This window comes from Yoonia sp. 2307UL14-13 (genome assembly GCF_037572755.1).
Taxonomy (GTDB): Bacteria; Pseudomonadota; Alphaproteobacteria; order Rhodobacterales; family Rhodobacteraceae; genus Yoonia.
This window is the reverse complement of the sequence record NZ_JBBIFZ010000010.1, coordinates 15,167-35,249: the sequence shown is the minus strand read 5'-3', so window position 1 is coordinate 35,249 and position 20,083 is coordinate 15,167. Positions and strand designations below refer to the sequence as shown.

The following is a 20,083-nucleotide window of genomic DNA, read 5'->3' as shown; positions in this document are numbered from 1 at the left end:
CAAACACCCGATCGAAATCGGGAGGAGCGTAAGCGTGCAGCGGGACGTAGAAAACGTCGATTGTGATGAAGTCGGGTCAGCCAATTCGGGTGCGGTCCTTGTGCAGTCAATCGTGGGCGGCGCGATTGCGGGCACGGTTGCCAACGTTGTGGCCCTGTTTCTGGGTTATGGTTTCTGGTTGGCCCTCTTGTCCCACAGCGTCGTGGGCGGAGTTGCCATGATAGTGATACTTGTCCTGGGTCACACTCGCCTTGCCGCGCAAGCACCCAAGCAGGGGCAGCTCAGTCGTATGAACGCGATCCACCAAAAATCGTTCGAGGCCTGACGCTTTACGGTGTTATCGATCTTTCACTAAACCCAGCGATGTCGTCATCGCCAGCCCGAAATCAAACCAGCGATGACTTTTCGAATTCTTCAGCAACCAGTTCCACGCATGACAACGCCGACGGTCGAAGCCATGATCCGGCAATCGGTCGCGAAAGACATCTGCTGGTAATACGTCGCATCGAAAGACGCACGCGCGGCAAAGGTTGTGTTATGGCGATCCGAAATCTGCCAAAGACCAGTCAGGCCCGGACGCATCTCGAAATACGCTGTACCCGGATACAGTTCCTGCTGATCCGTCAACATCGGACGCGGGCCGACCAAGCTCATATCGCCTTTCAGCACATTCCAAAGCTGCGGCAATTCATCGATGGACGTCTTCCGCAGGATATGGCCAATCTTGGTGATCCGGGGGTCATGCTTCAGCTTCTGATGCGTGTGCCACTCCTCGGCGATCTCGGGGTCGCGGGCGATCATCCGCTTCAGTTCGGCCTCGGCGTCGGGCACCATGGTCCGAAACTTCCAGATGCGGAAGACGCGGCCACCACGACCAAGCCGCTTTTGACTGTAAAGCGGGCCGTTGCCATCGCGCGCGACGATACACGCCACGACCAGCAGCATCGGCAACAAAAAGGGAAAAGACATGACGATCAGCAGCGTGTCGACCACGCGCTTCATCAGGTCCTTATATATCGGGGAGGGGCGCGCCGTGAATATCGCGGCACTTTGTGCAAACACTAATTTGCTCGCTTCGTTCCCACGTGTGGGTGATTGATCCAACATTTAATTGACTCTCATAAAAACTACAACTTACGGCAAAATTGCCATCACTCATTTTTCGACTTATGCATCAGCGACTTATCTCGGGTACTGCAAACTTTCCCGGGAACCTGTTCATCGGCTCGGCGCTTGATTAACGCTAAATTAACTGATCAACAACGCAGATCGCAAGGAAATTTCGACAAAATTGCGGCGATTCATCCGTGGCGTGTGCCCGGCGGGATACATTTGTCGCGGCCGCGCGCAACTGGTGACCGATCGTCAACACTGGCCCTATTTCTGCCACAATTTGCGCGACTCTCACGACTCGGATCACGATGGCGGCAGGTGCATTTGATCCGATGAGACTCCCCAAACGGGTAGCCTCGGGCACCATTTACTTTGCTAAGCCGGTACAGTTCCGATAACAGCACGTTGGTGACCAGAAACGTTTTGTAGAGTACGCGATTGAGCAACGCCTGTAATGAATGATGCCAAGGCACCATATACCAATTTTTTCGGCCTGACAGAGCGGCCATTTTCGCTCTTGCCCGACCCGGATTTCCTGTATTGGACGGACGACCACAAACGCGCCTACACCATGCTGGAATACGGTGTCATGACGCATGCGCCGATCACCCTCATCACCGGTGAGGTCGGGGCTGGCAAAACCACATTGATGCAGCACCTGCTCAACAATCTGGACGAAGACCTGACCATCGGTCTCGTCTCGAACGCGCATGGCGATCGGGGGGAACTGCTGCGCTGGGTCCTGATGGCGCTTGCGCAACCCGCAGACCCCGAAGCGAATTATGTCGATCTGTTCACCCAATTCCAGGAATACCTGATCGCCGAATACGCCGCCGGGCGTCGGGTCATGCTGATCTTCGACGAAGCCCAGAACATGAGCCGCGAGTCATTGGAAGAGCTGCGGATGTTCACCAACATCAACGCCAACAAGGACGAACTGCTACAGCTCATCCTGATCGGCCAACCCGAGTTGCGCGATATCATCCGCCGCGTCGACATGAGGCAATTCGCACAAAGGGTCGCCGCCAGTTTTCACCTATCGCATATGGACGAAAAGACCGTCTACTCGTACATTATCCACCGGCTTGAAAGGGCCGGCGGTCGGCAACACATGTTCAGTAAGAAGGCGGCCGAGCTGGTCTACGAGGCGACGAAGGGCATTCCGCGTTTGGTCAATCAACTTTGCGACTTGTCCATGCTCTATGCCTTTACCGCCCGACGTGAAATCGTCGGCCCGGAACATGTTAGTGCGGTTTTGTCCGATGGTGCATTTTTCGCCCCCGGCACCGAGAACCCGGAGGATGGCCCTCAAATATGATTGCAGATATCAAATTCTATTTTTCTCTATTTCTGAGACGTTTCCATTACTTCCTGCTTGTTTTCATTATCTGCGCGACGACAGGGGCGGTTCTGGCTTTCACGATGCCGCCCGTCTACCGCGCGCAGGCGCGTCTGTTGGTGGAATCTCCGCAAATCCCGGATGACCTTGCTTCATCGACCGTGCGGGCCGGGGCATCGGAACTTCTGCGCATCATCGAACAGCGGCTTCTGACCAGGGCCAACCTTCTCGACATCGCGCGCCGTCTCGCGGTCCACCCCGAAGTATCCGAGATGAGCGCGGATGACATCGTCGAAGATATGCGCGAACGGATCATCATCAGCCTGCCACTCGATGGGCAGACGACGGGTCTTGTCTTTGTTTCGTTCGATGCGCAAAGCGCTGAAACGTCCGCGGCTGTCACCAACGATTTGCTGACCCAAATCCTGCAGCAAAACGTCGAATTACGGACCACGGTGTCGGGACAAACGCTCGACTTCTTCGAACAAGAGGTCGACAGGCTCGATGCCGAACTGGCTGAACAGGATGCACGAATCCTTGAATTCAAGCTCGAACATAGCGACGCACTGCCCGAAAGCCTCGATTACCGCCGTACTCGCCTCGCCGCCCTGCAGGAACGCACCCTGCAGATCAACCGCGAACTGGCTGCATTGCGGGATCGCCGCGGGCGTCTTGTCGAACTTTTCGAACAGACCGGCCGTCTCGACCTGAACGAGGCCAGCCTGCCCCCTGAACAACGCCAGCTGCGGGAACTGCAGGAAGAGCTCGCCTCGGCCCTCGTGATCTACTCACCCAGCAACCCCCGCGTTCGCAATCTGCGGGCCCGCGTCGCCGCGTTGGAAGATATCGTCGCTGGGCAGTTGGAAGGAACTGCCGGACGGCGCGCAGAATTGCTGACCGCTTATGATCTGCAGATCTCGGATATCGACGGCCAGATCAGTTTCCTGGCCGAACAAAAAGACCTGGTCGAGATCGAGATGCAGGATCTGCGCCAAACGATCAACACAACACCACAGAACGCCTTGGCCCTCGGCACGCTCGAACGCGACTACGAAAACCTGCAAGCGCAATTCAACCGGGCAAGCGAGTCACTGAGCGAGGCACGGACCGGCGACCGGATCGAGGCTTTGTCGAAAGGTCAGCGAATTGTCGTCATCGAACAGGCCACTGTGCCCAGCGGCCCGTTCCGACCCAATCGCAAGCTGATCGTCGCCGGTGGCGTCGCTGGCGGCATGGGGGCGGGCTTTGGACTGATCTTCCTGCTCGAGTTACTGAACCGGGCGATCCGGCGACCGGTAGACATAACCAAAGGCCTTGGGATCAAACCCTTCGCGACCTTGCCTTACACGCGGACCAGTGGCCAAAAGACCATGCGCTGGTTCACCATCCTTTTGGTGCTGCTGACGGTCGGGCTCGGCGTGCCCGCGGCCATCTATTACGTCCATCTCAATATCATGCCGGTCGACCAGATCATCGAACGTGCGCGCGAAATGGCGGGGATCTAGGCAATGGACCATATCCGCTCAGCCATCGAAGAGGCCCGCAAACAACGCGCCGAAAACAAGCGCAGACGCGACAATAATATCGGCCCTGACGAACCACCGGGGCCCGATCAGCTCAAATTCGCGCAGGAACAGCTCTGGCAAAAATTGCCCGAGTTCAAAACCAAACCGGGACGCCTGCTGCGCAACCGCGTCATGACGATCGAGGCGAACAAGGCCGCAGCACCTTACGACGTGATGCGTACCAATCTGCTGCACGAAATGCGCAGTAAGAATTGGCGGCGTGTCGCGATCACCTCCCCGGGCGGGCAATGCGGCAAGACGACTGTCGGCCTCAACCTCGCTTTCAGCCTGGCGCGCCAGCGGGATATCCGGGTCATGGTCGTTGAGCTTGATCTTAGGCAGCCGGCGATCGCGCGCATCCTCGGCATCCGACCTACCACAGATTTTGCCGATGTTCTGGCCGTGCAAACCAAGGTCGGGGACAGTATTCAGCGCATGGGTGACAACCTTGCCTTCGCGGTCCCCAAGAAGGTCAGGCAGAATGCGGCCGAACTGCTGCAAAGTGTTCATGCGGCCCATGTTATCGACGCGATCGAGAAACGATATCAGCCCGACGTCATGATCTTTGACATGCCACCCATGCTGGTGACCGATGACACGCTGGCCTTTTCCGACCAGCTCGATTGCGCCTTGCTTGTCGGCGCGGCGGAAACGACATCAATCGATGAAATCGCCCGCTGCAAACAGGGCCTCGAAGACCGGACCAACCTGATCGGCGTGATCCTCAACAAATGCCGGTACATGGACGGCGCCGAAGGTTACGCCGCAGACTGATCCACACGCGACGCCCGATGGTTCAGTTTCAGGGTTGCGGGAATACCTCGCGCCAATGCATGCGCGGGCACATCTTTCGTGACCACGGCATTCGCCCCGATCACCGCATGATCGCCGATCGTCACCGGGCCCAATATCCGCGCGCCAGCCCCGATATCGACATGGGCACCGATCTTCGGCACGCCAGAACCTTCGAACTTTTCCCCCAATGTGACCTGCTGAAAGATGATCGTATTTTCGCCTATCGTGACGTCCGGATGGACGACGATCCCGTTGGGATGAGGGATCATCAGACCGCCCCCGATCCGGGTCCGCAAGCCGATCTCGGCTTGGGTGATCACCGACCAGAAACGATAGCGCAGCACGACCCATTTCGTCGCCGGGAACGCCAATGGGCCCCCGACATCCGACCAGCGCTGATAGGCCCGGATGCTTTTCAGCAGTTTCCGCGACGGATCCCAGAACCCATTTGGCCGCTCGCGCGTCCAGTCCGCCACAACGGGCCCGTCGCCGGGAGCATCTTCGACCATTTCAAGTGACATTCAGGGCCCGTATTCTCTATTCCGCAAATTCAATGCCCCGGCGCACAAAACCATAACAGGCCCTGTCATTTCAAGCAGCCAATTCACCCGCAGGTCACTAATCTCCATATTGATCAGCTGATCCATGTGGTGAAAACCCACCGCGCGGACAGCGACGAAGGTCAATACGATCATCAGGCCGAAAAGTCCCAACCATGTCCGCGACAATGTCCCTTTCAGCATCGACCAGAACATCAGCGTCATCAACAGCATCACCGCAACCAGAATGACGATAAAACCTATCTGCACGATGCGCCGCGCGTCGTACCAGCCTTGCAACTGCGCCATGCAACGGGCGACCGCGGTCAGCAACGATTGCAGATCGAGCTGCTTGTTCACGCCAAGGGCAAGCAGGATAAGGCCCAGAACAACCCAAAACACCCGTTCACGTCGCGCGGTGTCGTAGGGAAAGCGCGCGCAGCCCGCGACCAGCAGGGCGACCAATCCGCTGAGGAAGTAAAGACCGACGATCGACCACCCCATCAACCCTGGGTCGCCGATACCGATCTGCCAGGATCCCTGCGCACATTCCCAAATTTCACCCGGCATCGAAACCCGTCATCTTCACTACGTCCTACGGGCCCCGGTCAGGAACCACCCCGGCACGATAGCGTCACGTTTTGACCCGATCCACATCGATATGCGTGTCGCCGGCCATTTTTGTGATATGCGTGCTTCATGGCCTCACTCCGTCTGGCGCGGCCAAGGATCGGATCACGCCACCATGCACATCGATACGTATCAAGACCGGTTGAACGTAGCGACAAAAAGCCGTCTAAACGAATTGCCAACAACAGCCCCTCGGGTGTAAAATATAGCTTTGAAAAGCAAATGTCCGGTTGGCCCGGACATACGCCAAAAACCTTTGATGTGGACGTTACTATGACAAACCCCGTTTATTCTCTTGATCCTGAAAGCCTGCTGATTTCCTCGGCCGCTGCGCGCGAGGCGGCGAAACCCGCAGCCGCGGCCTACCAATCCGGAGATCCTTATCCGCACGGATCTTTCGACAATTTCCTCCCGCCTGAAATCCTCGACAAGGTCAAACAAGAGCTGAAAGAACTACCCGAGGCGGAAACCAGCTTTGACCGCGCGCAGGAAAAGCTGAAGACCAGCTATATCCCCGAACGTCTGCCGCCCTACACCCGCAGCCTGTTCTATGCACTGAACTCTCGTCCGTTCATCGCCTTTCTCGAAGAGCTGACCGGCATCGATGGCCTGATCCCCGATCCCTATTTCATCGGGGCTGGTATTCATGTCGTCGCCAATGGCGGGCATCTCGATATCCACGCTGACTTCAACCACCACGGCAAGATGAACCTCGAACGGCGTTTGAACGTCCTCATCTACCTCAACAAGGACTGGAAAGAGGAATACGGCGGTTCTTTCGAGATCTGGGACAAGGACATGAAGGGCAAGGTCAAAAGTTTCGTGCCCATGTTCAACCGCATGGTCTGTTTCAACACGACCTCCGACTCATGGCATGGTAACCCCGAAACGGTGAACCACCCTGGCGGCGAACCGCGAATGTCGATCGCGCTCTACTATTATACCGCCTCTTGGGATGTCTCGCGCAAATCACACAGCACGCTGTTCAAACCACGCCCCGGCACGGCAGACCAGCGCGACCGGATCGAGGCACGGCACGCCGCCATGGAAAACGTGCTGCCACCGTTCCTGTATCGACGGATCGCGCCGAGGCTGCGAAAGATGGGGATCTGATCCTTCATCCCTGCGGCAGGCCCGTCCGCGGATAGGCCTGCACAACCTCCCATACGATCTCTTGCATCAGCGCCGCCGCCTCGGCTGACGGCGCGTCCGCCGGCGTTCCGTCGGCGCGTTTCAAAACATGGGGCAACCCGACGGGGCTTTGCTGGTACAGCACCGCATAATGCGTCAGTGCGACCAGATAGGCCCCAACATCGTTAAAGTGGATATCGTCGGAAAACAGATCATCCCGCCCGCTGATCCCTGCAACATCGCCATGCGCCTCGACGGCACGGACGAATTTGGCCATGACCTGTCCGGCGGGGATCACATAGATCGGGCGGGGTGTTTCCATCCGCGCAAGGGCGGGGCGCATCACGCCATCCTCCCAATATCGGGTCAGGTCTTTGTCCAACCGGGTCAGCCACCCCTCTGCATCGTCCAATCGATGCCAACTCTCATACAGATAAACCGGCATCTCCGCGGCCATGGCCCACTCTGACAGATACTTCGGTGAATCGTGATATTTGATCGCATCCCTGATCTCGACCATCTCGGTCAACACGAACGCATCATACTCACCCGACGCCAACGCTTCTTTCGCGTCGCGATAGCGGGGATGGTCGTTTTCCTCATCGAAACCGTTGATCGGCTCCGACGGCTCCCAATGGGCGCGCATCGGCGTCCCCCAACCCAGTTGGCTTTCGTATCCATGCCCGTCCGGTGCCAACTGCGCCAGCATCGCGGGCATATCGCGACCGACAAGGCTATGCCCCAAGTGAAATACACGCAGGGGCCCGGCTGTCGTCGGTGCGGGCGCGGCGTAAAACGCATCGAAACGCGCGGCATCAATGGGGCGGCTCTGCCCGGTGCGCATGAAAACGGCGATCAGGACAAGGCCGATGACCGCAAGAACTGCAATGATTTTATAGGTCAACGGCATAATCGTGCTCCTGCTGAAATACAGTGGATATTATAAGGCGACCGCCCGCGCCCGCAAATCGAAAAGGGTGGCAGCGTCCTGTCGGTTCACATGCCGTCTAAGTCCCCGACTATGTCACAGAGCAATCGCAAAATGTCCGAATCCCGACACGAATCGTGTTTCCGGATGTTGCCCAAAATGATCGCAACTTGGGCAATCGTCGCCATCTGGCAGATGATTGCTCCCCCGACGAACACATTCACGCCACAATGCTCTCTACCCTAGCGCGATTATTGTCTTTGAATTAGAAACAAAAAGGCGAACTTCCCCAGCGGCAAGGATGATTGTTGCTTACCCCAACACGCATCATCGGCGAAATACCGCCCGGAATTAATGCGTTACCAATAGGTCAGTTGATTGCTAACTATCGCGTTTCTATCAATTTTGCACTGCACATGCAGTAACTTGCTGGAATAACCGAAGACCTCCGAAAATTGGACAATTTCGAACACAATATCAATAAAAGTCAGGTACTTATCTGGCTTAAGCCCTTGGTGTGCAGTGGGGTACGCACGCTGTTGAAATGGGGTGGGTATGTGGGTCTGACCAACATTAGCGCTTTGTTCAGAAACAATACGCTAGGCCTCCAGTATCCATCGATCCCGATGTGTCGACACATTTCTGACGCAACCGGGCCATTCACCAGCCGCTGCGATCAACAAAAATCGCGGGCAACGTAAGCAAGACACCAGACGCCAGTGACCGTTTTTTCCGAGTTACCCCACTCACAAGGAAGACTTAAATGAGCAGAGTTTATGACCCCCGGTTCAACGTGCCGATTTTCGGAACCGGATTTTACGCTGAATATTTCGAGCTCCCCAATCGGGTCACGAACCTGGATGCCATCGATTTCGATGCATCACCTGACATGGTGGCGAACGTCGATTCACTCAACAGCGACACGGTTTACACCAATTTCTGGGAAGGCGGGCCTACCGATCTGTTCGCTGCGCGTTATACCGGCGACCTTAACGTCGAGGCCGAGGGCGCATATACTTTCGTCCTGAATTCCGACGATGGATCAGCGCTCTACATCGATGGTGAGCGGGTCATCGACAATGATGGCTTGCACGCCTCCGAGGTGCAGGAGGTGACGATCAATCTGACCGCGGGCACCCACGACATCGAAGTACGTTATTTCGAAGCCTTCGGCGCGCAGACACTACAGCTTTTCTGGACCTTACCTGAAGACCCGTGGAATTTGCGGCTGCTCGACACGTCCAATGTCTCGTATCGCAACACAATGCCGGACGCCGATGGCGATGGATCGGCCGACGACACGCCTCCCGTAGCTGCGGAACCTCTCGAAAACGCGGGGCTGATGGTCGAATTCTTCGGCGTGAACAAGCGCGCCAAGGACCTGAGCCGGATCGACTATGACGGCACGCCAACCCGGACCGAAGTGGTCGATTCCGTCAATTTCGGCGGCGAAAACGGGCAGCTGTGGAATGACGGCTGGTGGCACACCTTTGCCGCCAAGATGTCGGGCAATCTGCATGTCGACAATGCCGGGCGTTACACCTTCTATCTGACAGCCGACGATGCAGCGACGCTTTATATCAACGGCGAACCGCTGATCTCCCATGATCGTCTTTACAACGTAACATCCACATCGTTCACGATCGCACTGGCTGCGGGCATTCACGATATCGAGCTCCGCTATATTGAAAAGCGCGGTGATCAAAACCTGGTCCTCGAATGGCGCGGCCCCGACAGCAATGGCGCCAAAGAGGTCATCGACGGAACCAACCTAAGCCACGGTGAAGTGGACATGGATGGTGACACCGGTGGAGACATGGGTGGTGATCATGGCGGCGACCACGGCGGTGACATGGGTGGTGATACCGGCGACGATATGGGTGGTGAAACTGGCGGTGACATGGGCGGCGACACCGACGGTGGTCATGGCGACGACCACGGTGGCGAAATGGGTGGCGATACCGACGCCGATGACGGTGGTGAAACTGGCGGTGACATGGGCGGCGACACCGACGGTGGTCATGGCGACGACCACGGCGGCGACATGGGTGACGATACCGGCGGCGATGACGGTGGTGACACTGGCGGTGACATGGGCGGCGACACCGGTGGAGATCATGGCGACGACCACGGCGGCGACATGGGTGACGATACCGGCGGCGATGACGGTGGTGAAACTGGCGGTGACATGGGCGGCGACACCGACGGTGGTCATGGCGACGACCACGGCGGCGACATGGGTGGCGATACCGGCGGCGATGACGGTGGTGAAACTGGCGGTGACATGGGCGGCGACACCGGTGGAGATCATGGCGACGACCACGGTGGCGACATGGGTGACGATACCGGCGGCGATCATGGCGGCGATCACGGCGGTGATCATGGTGACCACGGCGGCGGGTCGGATGTTGACCTCCCGACCACACCTGCCGAGATCGAGGCATTCGTTGCGGCCGTACGTGCCGAACCTGAAATGCAGCATGGCCCTGGGCACGATGCCGGGATGGCGCTGGAACACGGGCAGCTACTCGACCTTGTCCCACGGGCCGAGGCGACACATATCGCCATCGCGAATGGCGACTGGTTCGATCCCGACACCTGGTATCAGGGCAACGTGCCCGATGAAGGCGCACAGGTCCTGATCCCGAACGGCGTATCGGTCACCTACGACGGCGAAAGCGATGCATCGCTGTTCACCGTTCGCGTCGACGGCGAACTGAACTTCGCCACCGACAGCGACTCTCGGATGGTCGTTGATACAATGGTCGTATCGTCGCACGGGCGTCTGGAGATCGGCACCGCCGACGATCCGATCGACGCCAACGTGAATGTCGACATCGTCATCGCCAACAACGGCGATATCGACACCGGCTGGGATCCGGCACTGCTATCGCGCGGCGTGGTCTCGCATGGTGAGGTCGAAATCCACGGCGCCGAAAAGGATTCGTTCCACAAGGTCGATGATGCACCCATGGCCGGTGATATATCGCTCAGCCTGGACGAAATCCCCGATGGCTGGCAAGTCGGTGATACGATCGTCATTACCGGCACGCACAAACAGGGCTGGACGACGTCAGGCGCCGGCTTCCTCGAAAGTCAGGACGAAGAGGTCACGATTACCGCGATCAGCGGCAACGAAATCAGCTTTGACCGTCCGCTGGAACATGATCACGACACACCGCGCGATGACCTTGCTGCCTATGTGTCCAACATGAGCCGGAACATCACGTTCTCTAGCGAAGACGGGGATGCTTCCGCCGTCCATCATCGTGGTCACGTCATGTTCATGCATAACGACGATGTCGATGTACGCTATGCGGCGTTTGACGATCTGGGCCGAACGGACAAATCTGAAGCTGCTTTTGCCGCCAGCGATCTGGGATCGCTCAGCGCTGACAGCAATATCAAGGGTCGCTATTCGTTCCACTTCCACGAAACCGGAACCGAGGATCAGGATAATCCGGCGATGGCCGTCGGCAACGCCGTCAGCGGCGGGCCGGGCTGGGGCTTTGTGCATCACTCGTCCAACGCCAACTTTACCGACAACGTCGCCTTCGACGTCTTCGGCGCGGCCTTCGTGGCCGAGGCTGGCGACGAAACCGGCATCTGGCTGCGGAACATGGCGATCAAAGCCGAAGGGATCGGTTTCGGGGACTGGTCTGTAAAAGAAGGTGCCGATGTCGAACGGCAGGATAACGGACGCACCGGTGACGGCTTTTTCTTCAAAGGGCGGCTGGTGGAGGCGGCGGAAAACGTTGCGGCGAACACCAACAACGGCTTTGTCTGGATGCACCGCGACCCAGAGGCTGATCCACTGGCCGGCGGTCTTGACCATCCCGGCGTTGCCTACGGCGATGACCGGATGGCGGTCAACCTGACCCCGATCCAGGGTTTCCGCGATAACGAGGCGTTCGGCACCCATAGCGGGATCATCGTGATCAAGGACAACGCCGCGCAGCAGCAGCACGAATTGCGGTCTGTCTTCGATGGGTTCCTCAACTGGGAAACCACCGAAGGTGTCAACATCAGCTATACCGCGCACTACACCTTGCGCGATTTCGATCTGATCGCGGCACGTAATGACCTGTCGGGCATGACAAGCCACGGTGTCGAATTCGGCGCGATGGCCTTCGACATGGTCTTCAACGGCATCCGCATGGAAGGTTTCGATGTCGGTGCCGGGCTGGATCAGGAATTCTTCCGCCCCGTCGCTGACGCCGATGTCGATCATATCTTCATCGATATGGAGACCATCAATGTCGGGCGCGATTTTGAGGGCTTTAACGGCAATCGCCACCACATCCTGTCGGGCAGTGACCTTCAGGAAGGGCGGCTGGATTTCGTTCATCGGGGGGACACAACCCTGTCCGAGGACGAAGATTTCAGCCTAGGCGGGATCAAGACCGACTCGATCGGCACAAGAAACCGCGAATACGACGGTGACCCGCTTGTCTTGCAATTCTACGACGAGATCGCACAGCTTCTGACGACCGAAGGTTATTATCGGACAGAAGATGGGCGCAACGTGCTGATCGTCGAGGATTTCATCGTCGACCGTGCCACGGGCGAACTGAACAAGTTTTCGCACATCATCACGCTCGACATGACGCAAGAGCAGATCAACAACAACTGGATGTTCAACAACTACTTTGACGGTCCGAAATTCAACGGCACCATCTCTTTGGGCGGCACCGCGCCGACCACACGGGATGACGCCGCATCGACGCGCGAGGATCAGCCGATCTACCTCGATGTGATCGCCAATGATTTCGACGCCGACGGTGACCAGTTGCGCGTGGACGGGTTCATCGACCCTGAACACGGTGATGTTTACATGCAAGAAGACGGACGGCTGATGTACCAACCCGATATCGGCTTCACCGGTGAGGATTCGTTCCGTTACTGGGCCGCCGACGAAGATGGAAACTTCACCGATGCGACGGTGACGATCGACGTCTGGTCCTGATCCAGGATCGGTCGCGGCACCGCAAAGGTGCCGCGACACACCACGACGGATTGTTTCTGTCGGGCCCGCTATACTTTCGACCCGGAATATCCTATGACCGCGCAGCGCACATGCGCGCGTTCATTAGTTTATTTGGGCCGTAGGCCGGAACATCGTTGGTCATATGATTGAGACATACCGCAAGGTGCTGTCGCTCTTTAACGCGAAAGAGCGCCGGGGCTTTTACCTACTCATGGTGATGATGGTCTTCGTGGCCTTCGCCGAGGTTATCGGAATCTCGTCCGTACTTGTTTTCCTTAACCTGCTGGCCAGCCCCGAGCAGATCGGTGACAGCGCGATTTTCTCGGCTATATACGACTATTTCGGCTTTGCCTCGAACTACAGCTTCATGATCTTCATGTCCTTCGCGGTGTTCGGCGTCGTCCTTGCCAGCCTCGGGATCAAGGGGATCAGCGCCTATGTCCTGATCCGGTTTGCCAACATGCGGGGCTATGCCTTGGCGTGCCGGCTCTTCGGTATCTACCTGCACCGGCCCTATAGCTGGTTTCTGACCAAAAACAGCGCCGAAATCGCCCGCAATGTGCTGAGTGAGATGGATTACCTTGTCTTCACGGTCATCGTGCCCCTCTTGATGATCATCTCCGGCGCAATCTCGGCCATCGCGATCATCAGTTTCCTGATCGTCGTCGATCCGTTCGTGTCGTTCCTATCGGCCGGGCTGCTTGGCGGGTCCTACGCACTTCTCTATCTCGTACTGCGCCCGATCATCTATCATTCCGGGCGGCAGCGACTTCTGGCCAGTGACAGAAAATACCGGATCGTGGGCGAGGCGACAGGCGGCTTCAAACAGGTCAAACTGCAAGGGCTCGAGGACAACTACACCGGCCAATTCGATGGCCCCGCTCATGACCACGCGCGCTATGCCGCGCGGAACCAGATCCTGGGCGAACTGCCCCGCTTCGCGCTCGAGGCGCTGACATTCGGCATCATGCTCACGCTGATCCTTGTTCTACTCTTGCGCAGCGATGGCGACCTGATCGCCATCATCCCCACGCTGGGTATCTTCGCCTTTGCCGTCATCCGCATTCTGCCCGCGATCCAGCAGATCTATCACAGCCTCGTCTCCGTCCGCGGGGGTGAGGAATTGCTCAACCATATGGTCGCCGAAAGCGACGCAGCCCAAGCTGCTACAGATCGTCTACCGACCGAAACAGGCGCGACCCAGCCCCTCCCGCTGAACGATAGCCTGCAACTCAGCAATATCGGCTTTGGCTACGAAAAGGCACAGCGCCCGGCACTGACCGACCTGAACCTGACCATCAAGGCGCGTACGACCATCGGTATCGTCGGCGGGACGGGCGCAGGCAAGACGACACTGATCGACCTTATCCTCGGCCTCCTCCCCATCCAGGACGGCACGATGGAGGTCGATGGCACCGCAATCACCAACGACACCCGCCGCGCATGGCAGCAAACCATCGGCTACGTCCCGCAAGACATCTACCTGATCGACGACAACATCGCCCGCAACGTGGCCTTCGGCATCCCGCCCGACCAGATCGACATGGAGGCCGTCGAACAGGCCGCCCGCATCGCCGCGCTGCATGATTTCGTCATGACCGAACTCCCCGATGGCTACGACACGATGGTCGGTGAACGCGGGGTACGGCTTTCGGGCGGTCAACGGCAACGAATTGGCATCGCCCGCGCGCTTTATACTAATCCCAGCCTCCTGATCATGGATGAGGCCACATCGGCCCTCGACAACATCACCGAACGGGTGGTGATGGAGGCCGTGCACAACATCCGATCTGACAAAACGGTCATCATGATCGCGCACCGGCTGACGACGGTAAAGGAATGCGACCAGATTTTCCTGATGGAACACGGAAAGATCGTGTCGCACGGCACCTATGACGAACTCGTCGCCGAAAACGAAACTTTCCGAAAGATGGCGCAGGGCTAAGCCCCTGCATCCAAAGCGGAAATCGCCACTCCGGCAACTAGACAGGATCAGCTGGGTGACATAGGATCAACCAATATTTGAAAGCAAAAACCGATTTCCATATGCTGTCTTTCCGGCCTCTCATCGGCAAACTGCGCGACATCGCACGCCAGCCTTACGCGGACATCACCGCCCACGCCGCCGACAGGTGGGAGGTCGCGCCGGGGAACGAGGTCTACGTACCGCCCGCGATCTTCCTCCCCAACCAACTTGATAAAATCGCAGGCACCGAGTTCGGCACGAAATCCGACGTGCTTAGTGCCTTCCGCGGCGACTTCACCCATCAGGCAAAGCCCACGATGGGCTACCGGATCAAAGATGTCGATCTGGTCGATGGCATCCTCTACGCCGCAGGCGCGCAACGCCACCTGCGCCCCCGTCAGAACAAGGCGCTGACCTATCGCCGCCCCAGCGAAAGCATGAACGCCACCATGTACGAAAGCTGGATTGGCAACCGCTGGTTCGGCAGCTGGCTAGGCGTTGATGTCATCGCGTACCTTCTGACGGAAACGGTCGATCATCCCCCCGTCACAACCGCCCCGGAAATCGCAGGGCACACGCCCCGATACGAAGAATTGCTGCGCATCACCCCCCGCCGCGTTCAAAACATGCATTTCGACGAACTGATCCTCTTCGACGATTTCCCCAACAATTCCGGCAAAACCGCCCGCGGGTGGGAAATGCGCAAACGGCTGATGAACCGGCGCGACCCCGCACCCATCCCGGGCGTCTTCATCCTGCGCGGCACGACCGGCGACATGCGGCTGCTGGCGAATGAAACCGAACTCGCCGAAAATTTCGCACGCGACTATGGCTTCAAAATCATCAACCCCATGGACATGACCGTCGACGAAATCGTCATCATCTGCGCCAACGCGCAGGTTGTTGCAGGGGTTGAGGGCAGCCATCTCGAACACGGCCTCGCCGTGATGCCCGCAAAATCCACGCTTTTCGTCATCCAACCGCCCGATAGGGTCGTCGCCACGCTGAAACAGGAAACCGACCGGCAGGACAGACGCTTTGCCATGGTTGTGGGCGACGGCACGCAGGACAACTTCACCGCCGATTGGACCGATATCCAGCGCACGATGGATATGGTTGCGGTACAGTAGGGGATGACAGATATGGGACACAGCCTCTACCGCCTTCTGGCCGACAACCTCGCCCGCGATCCCGACAGAACCGCGTTGATCGACGCCAAACGCAAGGTCACTTACGCCGACTTCAGCGCCGAGGTCGATCTTGTCGCCGACTACCTCACCGGCATCGGCATCACCCAAGGCGACCGCGTCATCGTCCACCTCCGCAAAAGCATTGAAGAGGCCGTGGCGATGTGGGCCACAGCCAAGATCGGCGCCGTGGTCATCAACGTCAACACGCAATGGACGTCCGCACAACTGCGCTATGTGGCCGAGGATTCCGGCGCCAAGGCGCTGATCATCAGCGGCCAGCCCAAAGACCTGCCCAGCACCATGATCGGCACGCTGATCCAGAACCCCAAAGGCCCATTGGAAGACACCCAAACCGACTGGGCCACCCTTAAACCAACCGGCACAGGCAAAGAGGCCACACCAACTGACACCGACCTCGCCATGATCATCTACACCTCCGGCTCCACCGGCATGCCCAAAGGCGTGATGCTCAGCCACCGAAACATCCGCATCGGCGCGGAAACGGTGGTCGAATATCTCGGGCTGACCAAAGACGACCGCCTGCTCTCCGTCCTCCCTTACAGCTTCGACGCGGGGCTCAACCAACTCACCACAATGCTGCTTGTCGGCGGCAGCATCGTCCACCAACCCGTGATCATGCCGACCGAAATCATCAAGGCGATCAACACGCATCAGGTCACAGGTTTTGCAGGTGTTCCGCCGCTCTGGAACCAGGTCGTCCGCCTTTTGGCCAAAACGCCCACGGCTCTGCCAACCCTCCGCCTGATCACCAACACCGGCGGTAAAATTCCCCCCGACATCCTGTCACAAATGCCCGATGTCTTTCCCGACATCGACATCTTCCTTATGTACGGCCTGACCGAGGCATTTCGCTCCACCTACCTGCCCGCCCACAAATTCGCCGCGAAAATGGGCGCGATCGGGCAGGGTGTCCCGAACGCTGATATCCATGTGATCAAACACGGGCAGGGTCGCGCAGGACCGGGCGAACAAGGCGAACTCGTCCATGCCGGCCCGCTCGTCAGCCTCGGCTATTGGGGTCGCCCCGACCTGACGGCCGAGAAAATCAAAACCTGCCCTGAACTCGCCGACCTGATCGGTGACGAACCCGTCGTCTACAGCGGCGATCTGGTGCGCGTGGACGAAGATGGCGACCTGTGGTTCGTCAGCCGGGTCGATGACATGATCAAAACCAGCGGCTTCCGGCTCAGCCCGACCGAGGTCGAGGATCTGATCTCCGCCAGCGGCATGGCCACCGATATCGTGGCGTTCGGCGTCGACGACGACGATCTGGGGCAGGTCGTGCACGTCACACTCACCCCACAACCGAATTATGATGAGGCCGCGCTCATCGCCCACTGCCGCAAGACGATGCCTGCCTATATGGTGCCTCGAAAGATCATCCGCTGGGACGGGCCGATGCCGCGCACCGCCAGCGGCAAACTCGACCGGCCACAGGTCATCGCTGCGTCAAGGCAGGGTTGATCGGTCCCAGGGTCCCCCGGTGCACAATCCGGGTTTTCAATTCCCGCGACCCGGCAACCTCCAACCCCCGCACCATGCGGACCAGGGTCTTGGCGGCCGTTCTGCCCATGTCCGTATGCGGCACATGCACCGTCGTCAGCGGGGGAAAGGCGACTTCGGCCAGTTCGATATCATCGAACCCGCAGATCGACACGTCATCTGGTACCGCGATCCCCATTTCACGTGCCCTGCGCAATGCGCCCAACGCCAGAACATCATTCGTACACAGCACCGCAGTTGGGCTGGCCTGCATCACCTCCGCGAACGCCTGGGACCCGTTTTCAATCCCATACGGTCTTGTAACCACGGTCAAATCCGCCTCCGCCAGCCCGGCCAAGCGCATTGCGGCGTGCACTCCGTCCAGCCGTGCACGCGCCCTGTCATTATGCTCGATCTCCGCCGAAATCAGCGCCAACCGGCGATGCCCCAGCGCGATCACCTCGGCGGTCAAGGCCTGCATCGCCGCAGCATTGTCAAACCCGACCGAAAGCCGAGAAAGCGCCGGATCATAGGCCCAGGCCACCAGAACCGGCACGCCTTGCGCATCCAGAAACCGGTAAATTTCCGGGTCGCGGTCATGCCCGATCAACAGCAATGCATCAGCCCCCCGGGCGACCAAGGCTCTGATCTGCGCCTCTTCCAGATCCGCCTGATAGGACGAACTCGCCACCAGCATCGTGTAGCCGCTGGCATGCAATTCTTCCTGAAACGCCTGCAAACCCCGTGCGAAAACCGCGTTTTCCATCGTCGGAATGATCGCCCCGATCGTGTTCGTCCGCCGCGCCGCCATGGCGCGCGCCCCGAAATTCGGCGCATATCCCAGCTCTTTGACGACCGCCATCACCCTGTCGCGGGTCGCCTCAGACACCTGATCGGGAAAGTTGAAACAACGCGACACCGTCGCGGTCGAAACCTCGGCCATCCTGGCCACATCATGCAGTGTCGGGGTTGGTTTCATCATGGCTCTACGTTTCATGGCATTTCGTTGACCTAACGTAAATACAAGGCTTGCAATCCGCAAATGTAAAGGCTTACATTCACAGCAAACCTACTGCAAGGATCCGAATCATGGCTCGCGAATACCTCAAGAAAGCAACGCTCACGGCCCGGTCGGGCGCGTCAGACGTGACCGAAACGGTCCAGACCATCCTCGCCGATATCGAGGCGGGCGGCGACGAAGCTGCCCTGCGCTATGCCGCCAAGTTCGACAAATACGACGGCAACATCATCCTGACAGCAGACGAAATCGCAGCTGCCGCCGATCTGGTCCCCGACCGCCTCAAAGACGACATCAAGTTCGCCCATGACAACGTCCGCCGCTTTGCCGAGGCGCAGAAAGCCACGTTGCAAGATGTCGAATATGAGGTTGTCTCCGGCCTCACCGCCGGACAAAAGGCGATCCCGGTCGATGCCGCGGGTTGCTATGTCCCCGGCGGGCGTTACAGCCACATCGCCAGCGCGATCATGACGGTGACAACCGCCAAGGTCGCCGGTTGCAATCACATCGTCGCCACCTCGCCGCCGCGGCCCGACACCGGCATCGCCCCCGCCATCGTCTACGCCGCCCATATCTGCGGCGCCGACAAGATCATGGCGCTGGGCGGGGTCCAAGGCGTCGCGGCCATGACATTCGGCCTTTTCGGCCTGCCCAAGGCCAACATCCTCGTCGGCCCCGGCAACCAGTTCGTGGCCGAGGCCAAGCGCATCCTTTTCGGTCGCGTTGGCATCGACATGATCGCAGGCCCGACCGACAGCCTGATCCTTGCCGACAAAACCGCCGACCCGCATATCGTCGCCACCGATTTGGTCAGCCAGGCCGAACACGGCTACAATTCCCCCGTCTGGCTGGTCACCGATGACCGGGCGCTCGCCGAGGACGTGATACAGCGCGTTCCCGGCCTGATCGACGACCTACCCGAGGTGAACAGCGAAAACGCGAAAGCCGCCTGGCGCGACTATGCCGAGGTAATCCTGTGCGCCGACCGCGAAGAAATGGCAGCAACCTCTGACGAATACGCGCCCGAACACCTCACCGTTCAGGCGGACGACCTCGATTGGTGGCTGAACCGGCTCAGCTGCTATGGCTCGCTCTTTCTCGGCGAAGAAACAACGGTCGCTTACGGCGACAAGGCGTCCGGCACGAACCACGTCCTGCCAACCTCGCGCGCCGCGTCCTACACCGGCGGGCTTTCGGTCCACAAATACATGAAAATCGTCACATGGCAGCGCGCCTCTCGCGAGGGCGCCAAACGGGTGGCCGAAGCAACCGCCCGCATCTCCCGCCTCGAAGGGATGGAAGGGCACGCGCGCTCCGCCGATGTGCGCCTACATAAGTACTTTCCCAACGAGGATTTTGACCTCACGGCCGACGGCTAA

At 58.7% G+C, this 20,083-nt stretch carries 15 protein-coding genes; 10 read left to right on the top strand and 5 right to left on the bottom strand.

What is annotated here, in order from left to right:
* Positions 1–34: 34 nt before the first annotated feature.
* Positions 35–325 (top strand): hypothetical protein, encoded by a 291-nt coding sequence (locus V8J85_RS18465; RefSeq protein ID WP_339955253.1) that lies wholly within the window; start codon positions 35–37, stop codon positions 323–325.
* An 89-nt stretch (positions 326–414) separates the two neighbouring features.
* Here V8J85_RS18465 and V8J85_RS18460 read toward each other — a convergent pair whose 3' ends face one another.
* Entirely contained in the window at positions 415–1,002 is a 588-nt protein-coding gene (locus V8J85_RS18460; protein WP_339955252.1) for a sugar transferase, read from the bottom strand.
* A 565-nt stretch (positions 1,003–1,567) separates the two neighbouring features.
* Here V8J85_RS18460 and V8J85_RS18455 point away from each other — a divergent pair.
* The 3 genes from V8J85_RS18455 to V8J85_RS18445 are packed head-to-tail and all read left to right on the top strand — an operon-like array spanning position 1,568 to position 4,791.
* Positions 1,568–2,431, top strand: a complete 864-nt coding sequence (locus tag V8J85_RS18455) for an ExeA family protein (protein ID WP_339955251.1) — start codon at positions 1,568–1,570, stop codon at positions 2,429–2,431.
* Positions 2,428–3,957 (top strand): GumC family protein, encoded by a 1,530-nt coding sequence (locus tag V8J85_RS18450; RefSeq protein ID WP_339955250.1) that lies wholly within the window; start codon positions 2,428–2,430, stop codon positions 3,955–3,957. Before V8J85_RS18455 ends, V8J85_RS18450 begins: the two co-directional genes overlap by 4 nt.
* 3 nt (positions 3,958–3,960) lie before the next feature.
* Complete coding sequence (locus V8J85_RS18445; protein WP_339955249.1) at positions 3,961–4,791, top strand: CpsD/CapB family tyrosine-protein kinase; 831 nt, start codon at positions 3,961–3,963, stop codon at positions 4,789–4,791.
* Here the strand turns inward: V8J85_RS18445 and V8J85_RS18440 are convergent.
* Positions 4,776–5,333, bottom strand: coding sequence for a serine acetyltransferase (locus V8J85_RS18440; protein ID WP_339955248.1), 558 nt, complete (start codon positions 5,331–5,333; stop codon positions 4,776–4,778). The two genes, V8J85_RS18445 and V8J85_RS18440, sit on opposite strands and share 16 nt — an antisense overlap.
* Positions 5,334–5,921, bottom strand: a complete 588-nt coding sequence (locus V8J85_RS18435; RefSeq protein WP_339955247.1) for an isopropylmalate isomerase — start codon at positions 5,919–5,921, stop codon at positions 5,334–5,336.
* A 333-nt stretch (positions 5,922–6,254) separates the two neighbouring features.
* Here V8J85_RS18435 and V8J85_RS18430 point away from each other — a divergent pair, with 333 nt between their 5' ends.
* Complete coding sequence (locus V8J85_RS18430; protein WP_339955246.1) at positions 6,255–7,094, top strand: 2OG-Fe(II) oxygenase; 840 nt, start codon at positions 6,255–6,257, stop codon at positions 7,092–7,094.
* Positions 7,095–7,098: 4 nt separating this feature from the next.
* Here the strand turns inward: V8J85_RS18430 and V8J85_RS18425 are convergent, their stop codons facing one another.
* Positions 7,099–8,022, bottom strand: a complete 924-nt coding sequence (locus V8J85_RS18425) for a hypothetical protein (RefSeq protein ID WP_339955245.1) — start codon at positions 8,020–8,022, stop codon at positions 7,099–7,101.
* 781 nt (positions 8,023–8,803) lie between these two features.
* Here V8J85_RS18425 and V8J85_RS18420 point away from each other — a divergent pair.
* The 4 genes from V8J85_RS18420 to V8J85_RS18405 all read left to right on the top strand — a co-directional run bounded on the left by V8J85_RS18420 (position 8,804) and on the right by V8J85_RS18405 (position 17,668).
* Entirely contained in the window at positions 8,804–13,006 is a 4,203-nt protein-coding gene (locus tag V8J85_RS18420) for a PA14 domain-containing protein (RefSeq protein ID WP_339955244.1), read from the top strand.
* 163 nt (positions 13,007–13,169) lie between these two features.
* Positions 13,170–14,972, top strand: a complete 1,803-nt coding sequence (locus V8J85_RS18415) for an ABC transporter ATP-binding protein (RefSeq protein WP_339955243.1) — start codon at positions 13,170–13,172, stop codon at positions 14,970–14,972.
* A 77-nt stretch (positions 14,973–15,049) separates the two neighbouring features.
* Positions 15,050–16,123, top strand: coding sequence for a glycosyltransferase family 61 protein (locus V8J85_RS18410; protein ID WP_339955242.1), 1,074 nt, complete (start codon positions 15,050–15,052; stop codon positions 16,121–16,123).
* A 3-nt stretch (positions 16,124–16,126) separates the two neighbouring features.
* Positions 16,127–17,668, top strand: a complete 1,542-nt coding sequence (locus V8J85_RS18405; RefSeq protein WP_339955241.1) for an AMP-binding protein — start codon at positions 16,127–16,129, stop codon at positions 17,666–17,668.
* Here V8J85_RS18405 and V8J85_RS18400 read toward each other — a convergent pair.
* Positions 17,643–18,683 carry a LacI family DNA-binding transcriptional regulator gene (locus V8J85_RS18400; RefSeq protein WP_339955240.1) on the bottom strand — a complete coding sequence of 347 codons (1,041 nt, stop codon included), beginning with the start codon at positions 18,681–18,683 and terminating at the stop codon, positions 17,643–17,645. The genes V8J85_RS18405 and V8J85_RS18400 overlap by 26 nt on opposite strands.
* A gap of 92 nt (positions 18,684–18,775) precedes the next feature.
* Between V8J85_RS18400 and hisD the strand changes: the two genes are divergently transcribed.
* Positions 18,776–20,083 (top strand): histidinol dehydrogenase, encoded by a 1,308-nt coding sequence (hisD, locus tag V8J85_RS18395; protein WP_339955239.1) that lies wholly within the window; start codon positions 18,776–18,778, stop codon positions 20,081–20,083.

What these genes read in the sequence shown, in the direction of transcription:
- V8J85_RS18460 (WP_339955252.1), bottom strand. Translation starts at nt 1,002, where the DNA reads ATGAAGCGCGTGGTCGACACGCTGCTGATCGTCATGTCTTTTCCCTTT.
- V8J85_RS18455 (WP_339955251.1), top strand. Translation starts at nt 1,568, where the DNA reads ATGAATGATGCCAAGGCACCATATACCAATTTTTTCGGCCTGACAGAG.
- V8J85_RS18450 (WP_339955250.1), top strand. Translation starts at nt 2,428, where the DNA reads ATGATTGCAGATATCAAATTCTATTTTTCTCTATTTCTGAGACGTTTC.
- V8J85_RS18445 (WP_339955249.1), top strand. Translation starts at nt 3,961, where the DNA reads ATGGACCATATCCGCTCAGCCATCGAAGAGGCCCGCAAACAACGCGCC.
- V8J85_RS18440 (WP_339955248.1), bottom strand. Translation starts at nt 5,333, where the DNA reads ATGTCACTTGAAATGGTCGAAGATGCTCCCGGCGACGGGCCCGTTGTG.
- V8J85_RS18435 (WP_339955247.1), bottom strand. Translation starts at nt 5,921, where the DNA reads ATGCCGGGTGAAATTTGGGAATGTGCGCAGGGATCCTGGCAGATCGGT.
- V8J85_RS18430 (WP_339955246.1), top strand. Translation starts at nt 6,255, where the DNA reads ATGACAAACCCCGTTTATTCTCTTGATCCTGAAAGCCTGCTGATTTCC.
- V8J85_RS18425 (WP_339955245.1), bottom strand. Translation starts at nt 8,022, where the DNA reads ATGCCGTTGACCTATAAAATCATTGCAGTTCTTGCGGTCATCGGCCTT.
- V8J85_RS18420 (WP_339955244.1), top strand. Translation starts at nt 8,804, where the DNA reads ATGAGCAGAGTTTATGACCCCCGGTTCAACGTGCCGATTTTCGGAACC.
- V8J85_RS18415 (WP_339955243.1), top strand. Translation starts at nt 13,170, where the DNA reads ATGATTGAGACATACCGCAAGGTGCTGTCGCTCTTTAACGCGAAAGAG.
- V8J85_RS18405 (WP_339955241.1), top strand. Translation starts at nt 16,127, where the DNA reads ATGACAGATATGGGACACAGCCTCTACCGCCTTCTGGCCGACAACCTC.
- V8J85_RS18400 (WP_339955240.1), bottom strand. Translation starts at nt 18,683, where the DNA reads ATGAAACGTAGAGCCATGATGAAACCAACCCCGACACTGCATGATGTG.
- hisD (WP_339955239.1), top strand. Translation starts at nt 18,776, where the DNA reads ATGGCTCGCGAATACCTCAAGAAAGCAACGCTCACGGCCCGGTCGGGC.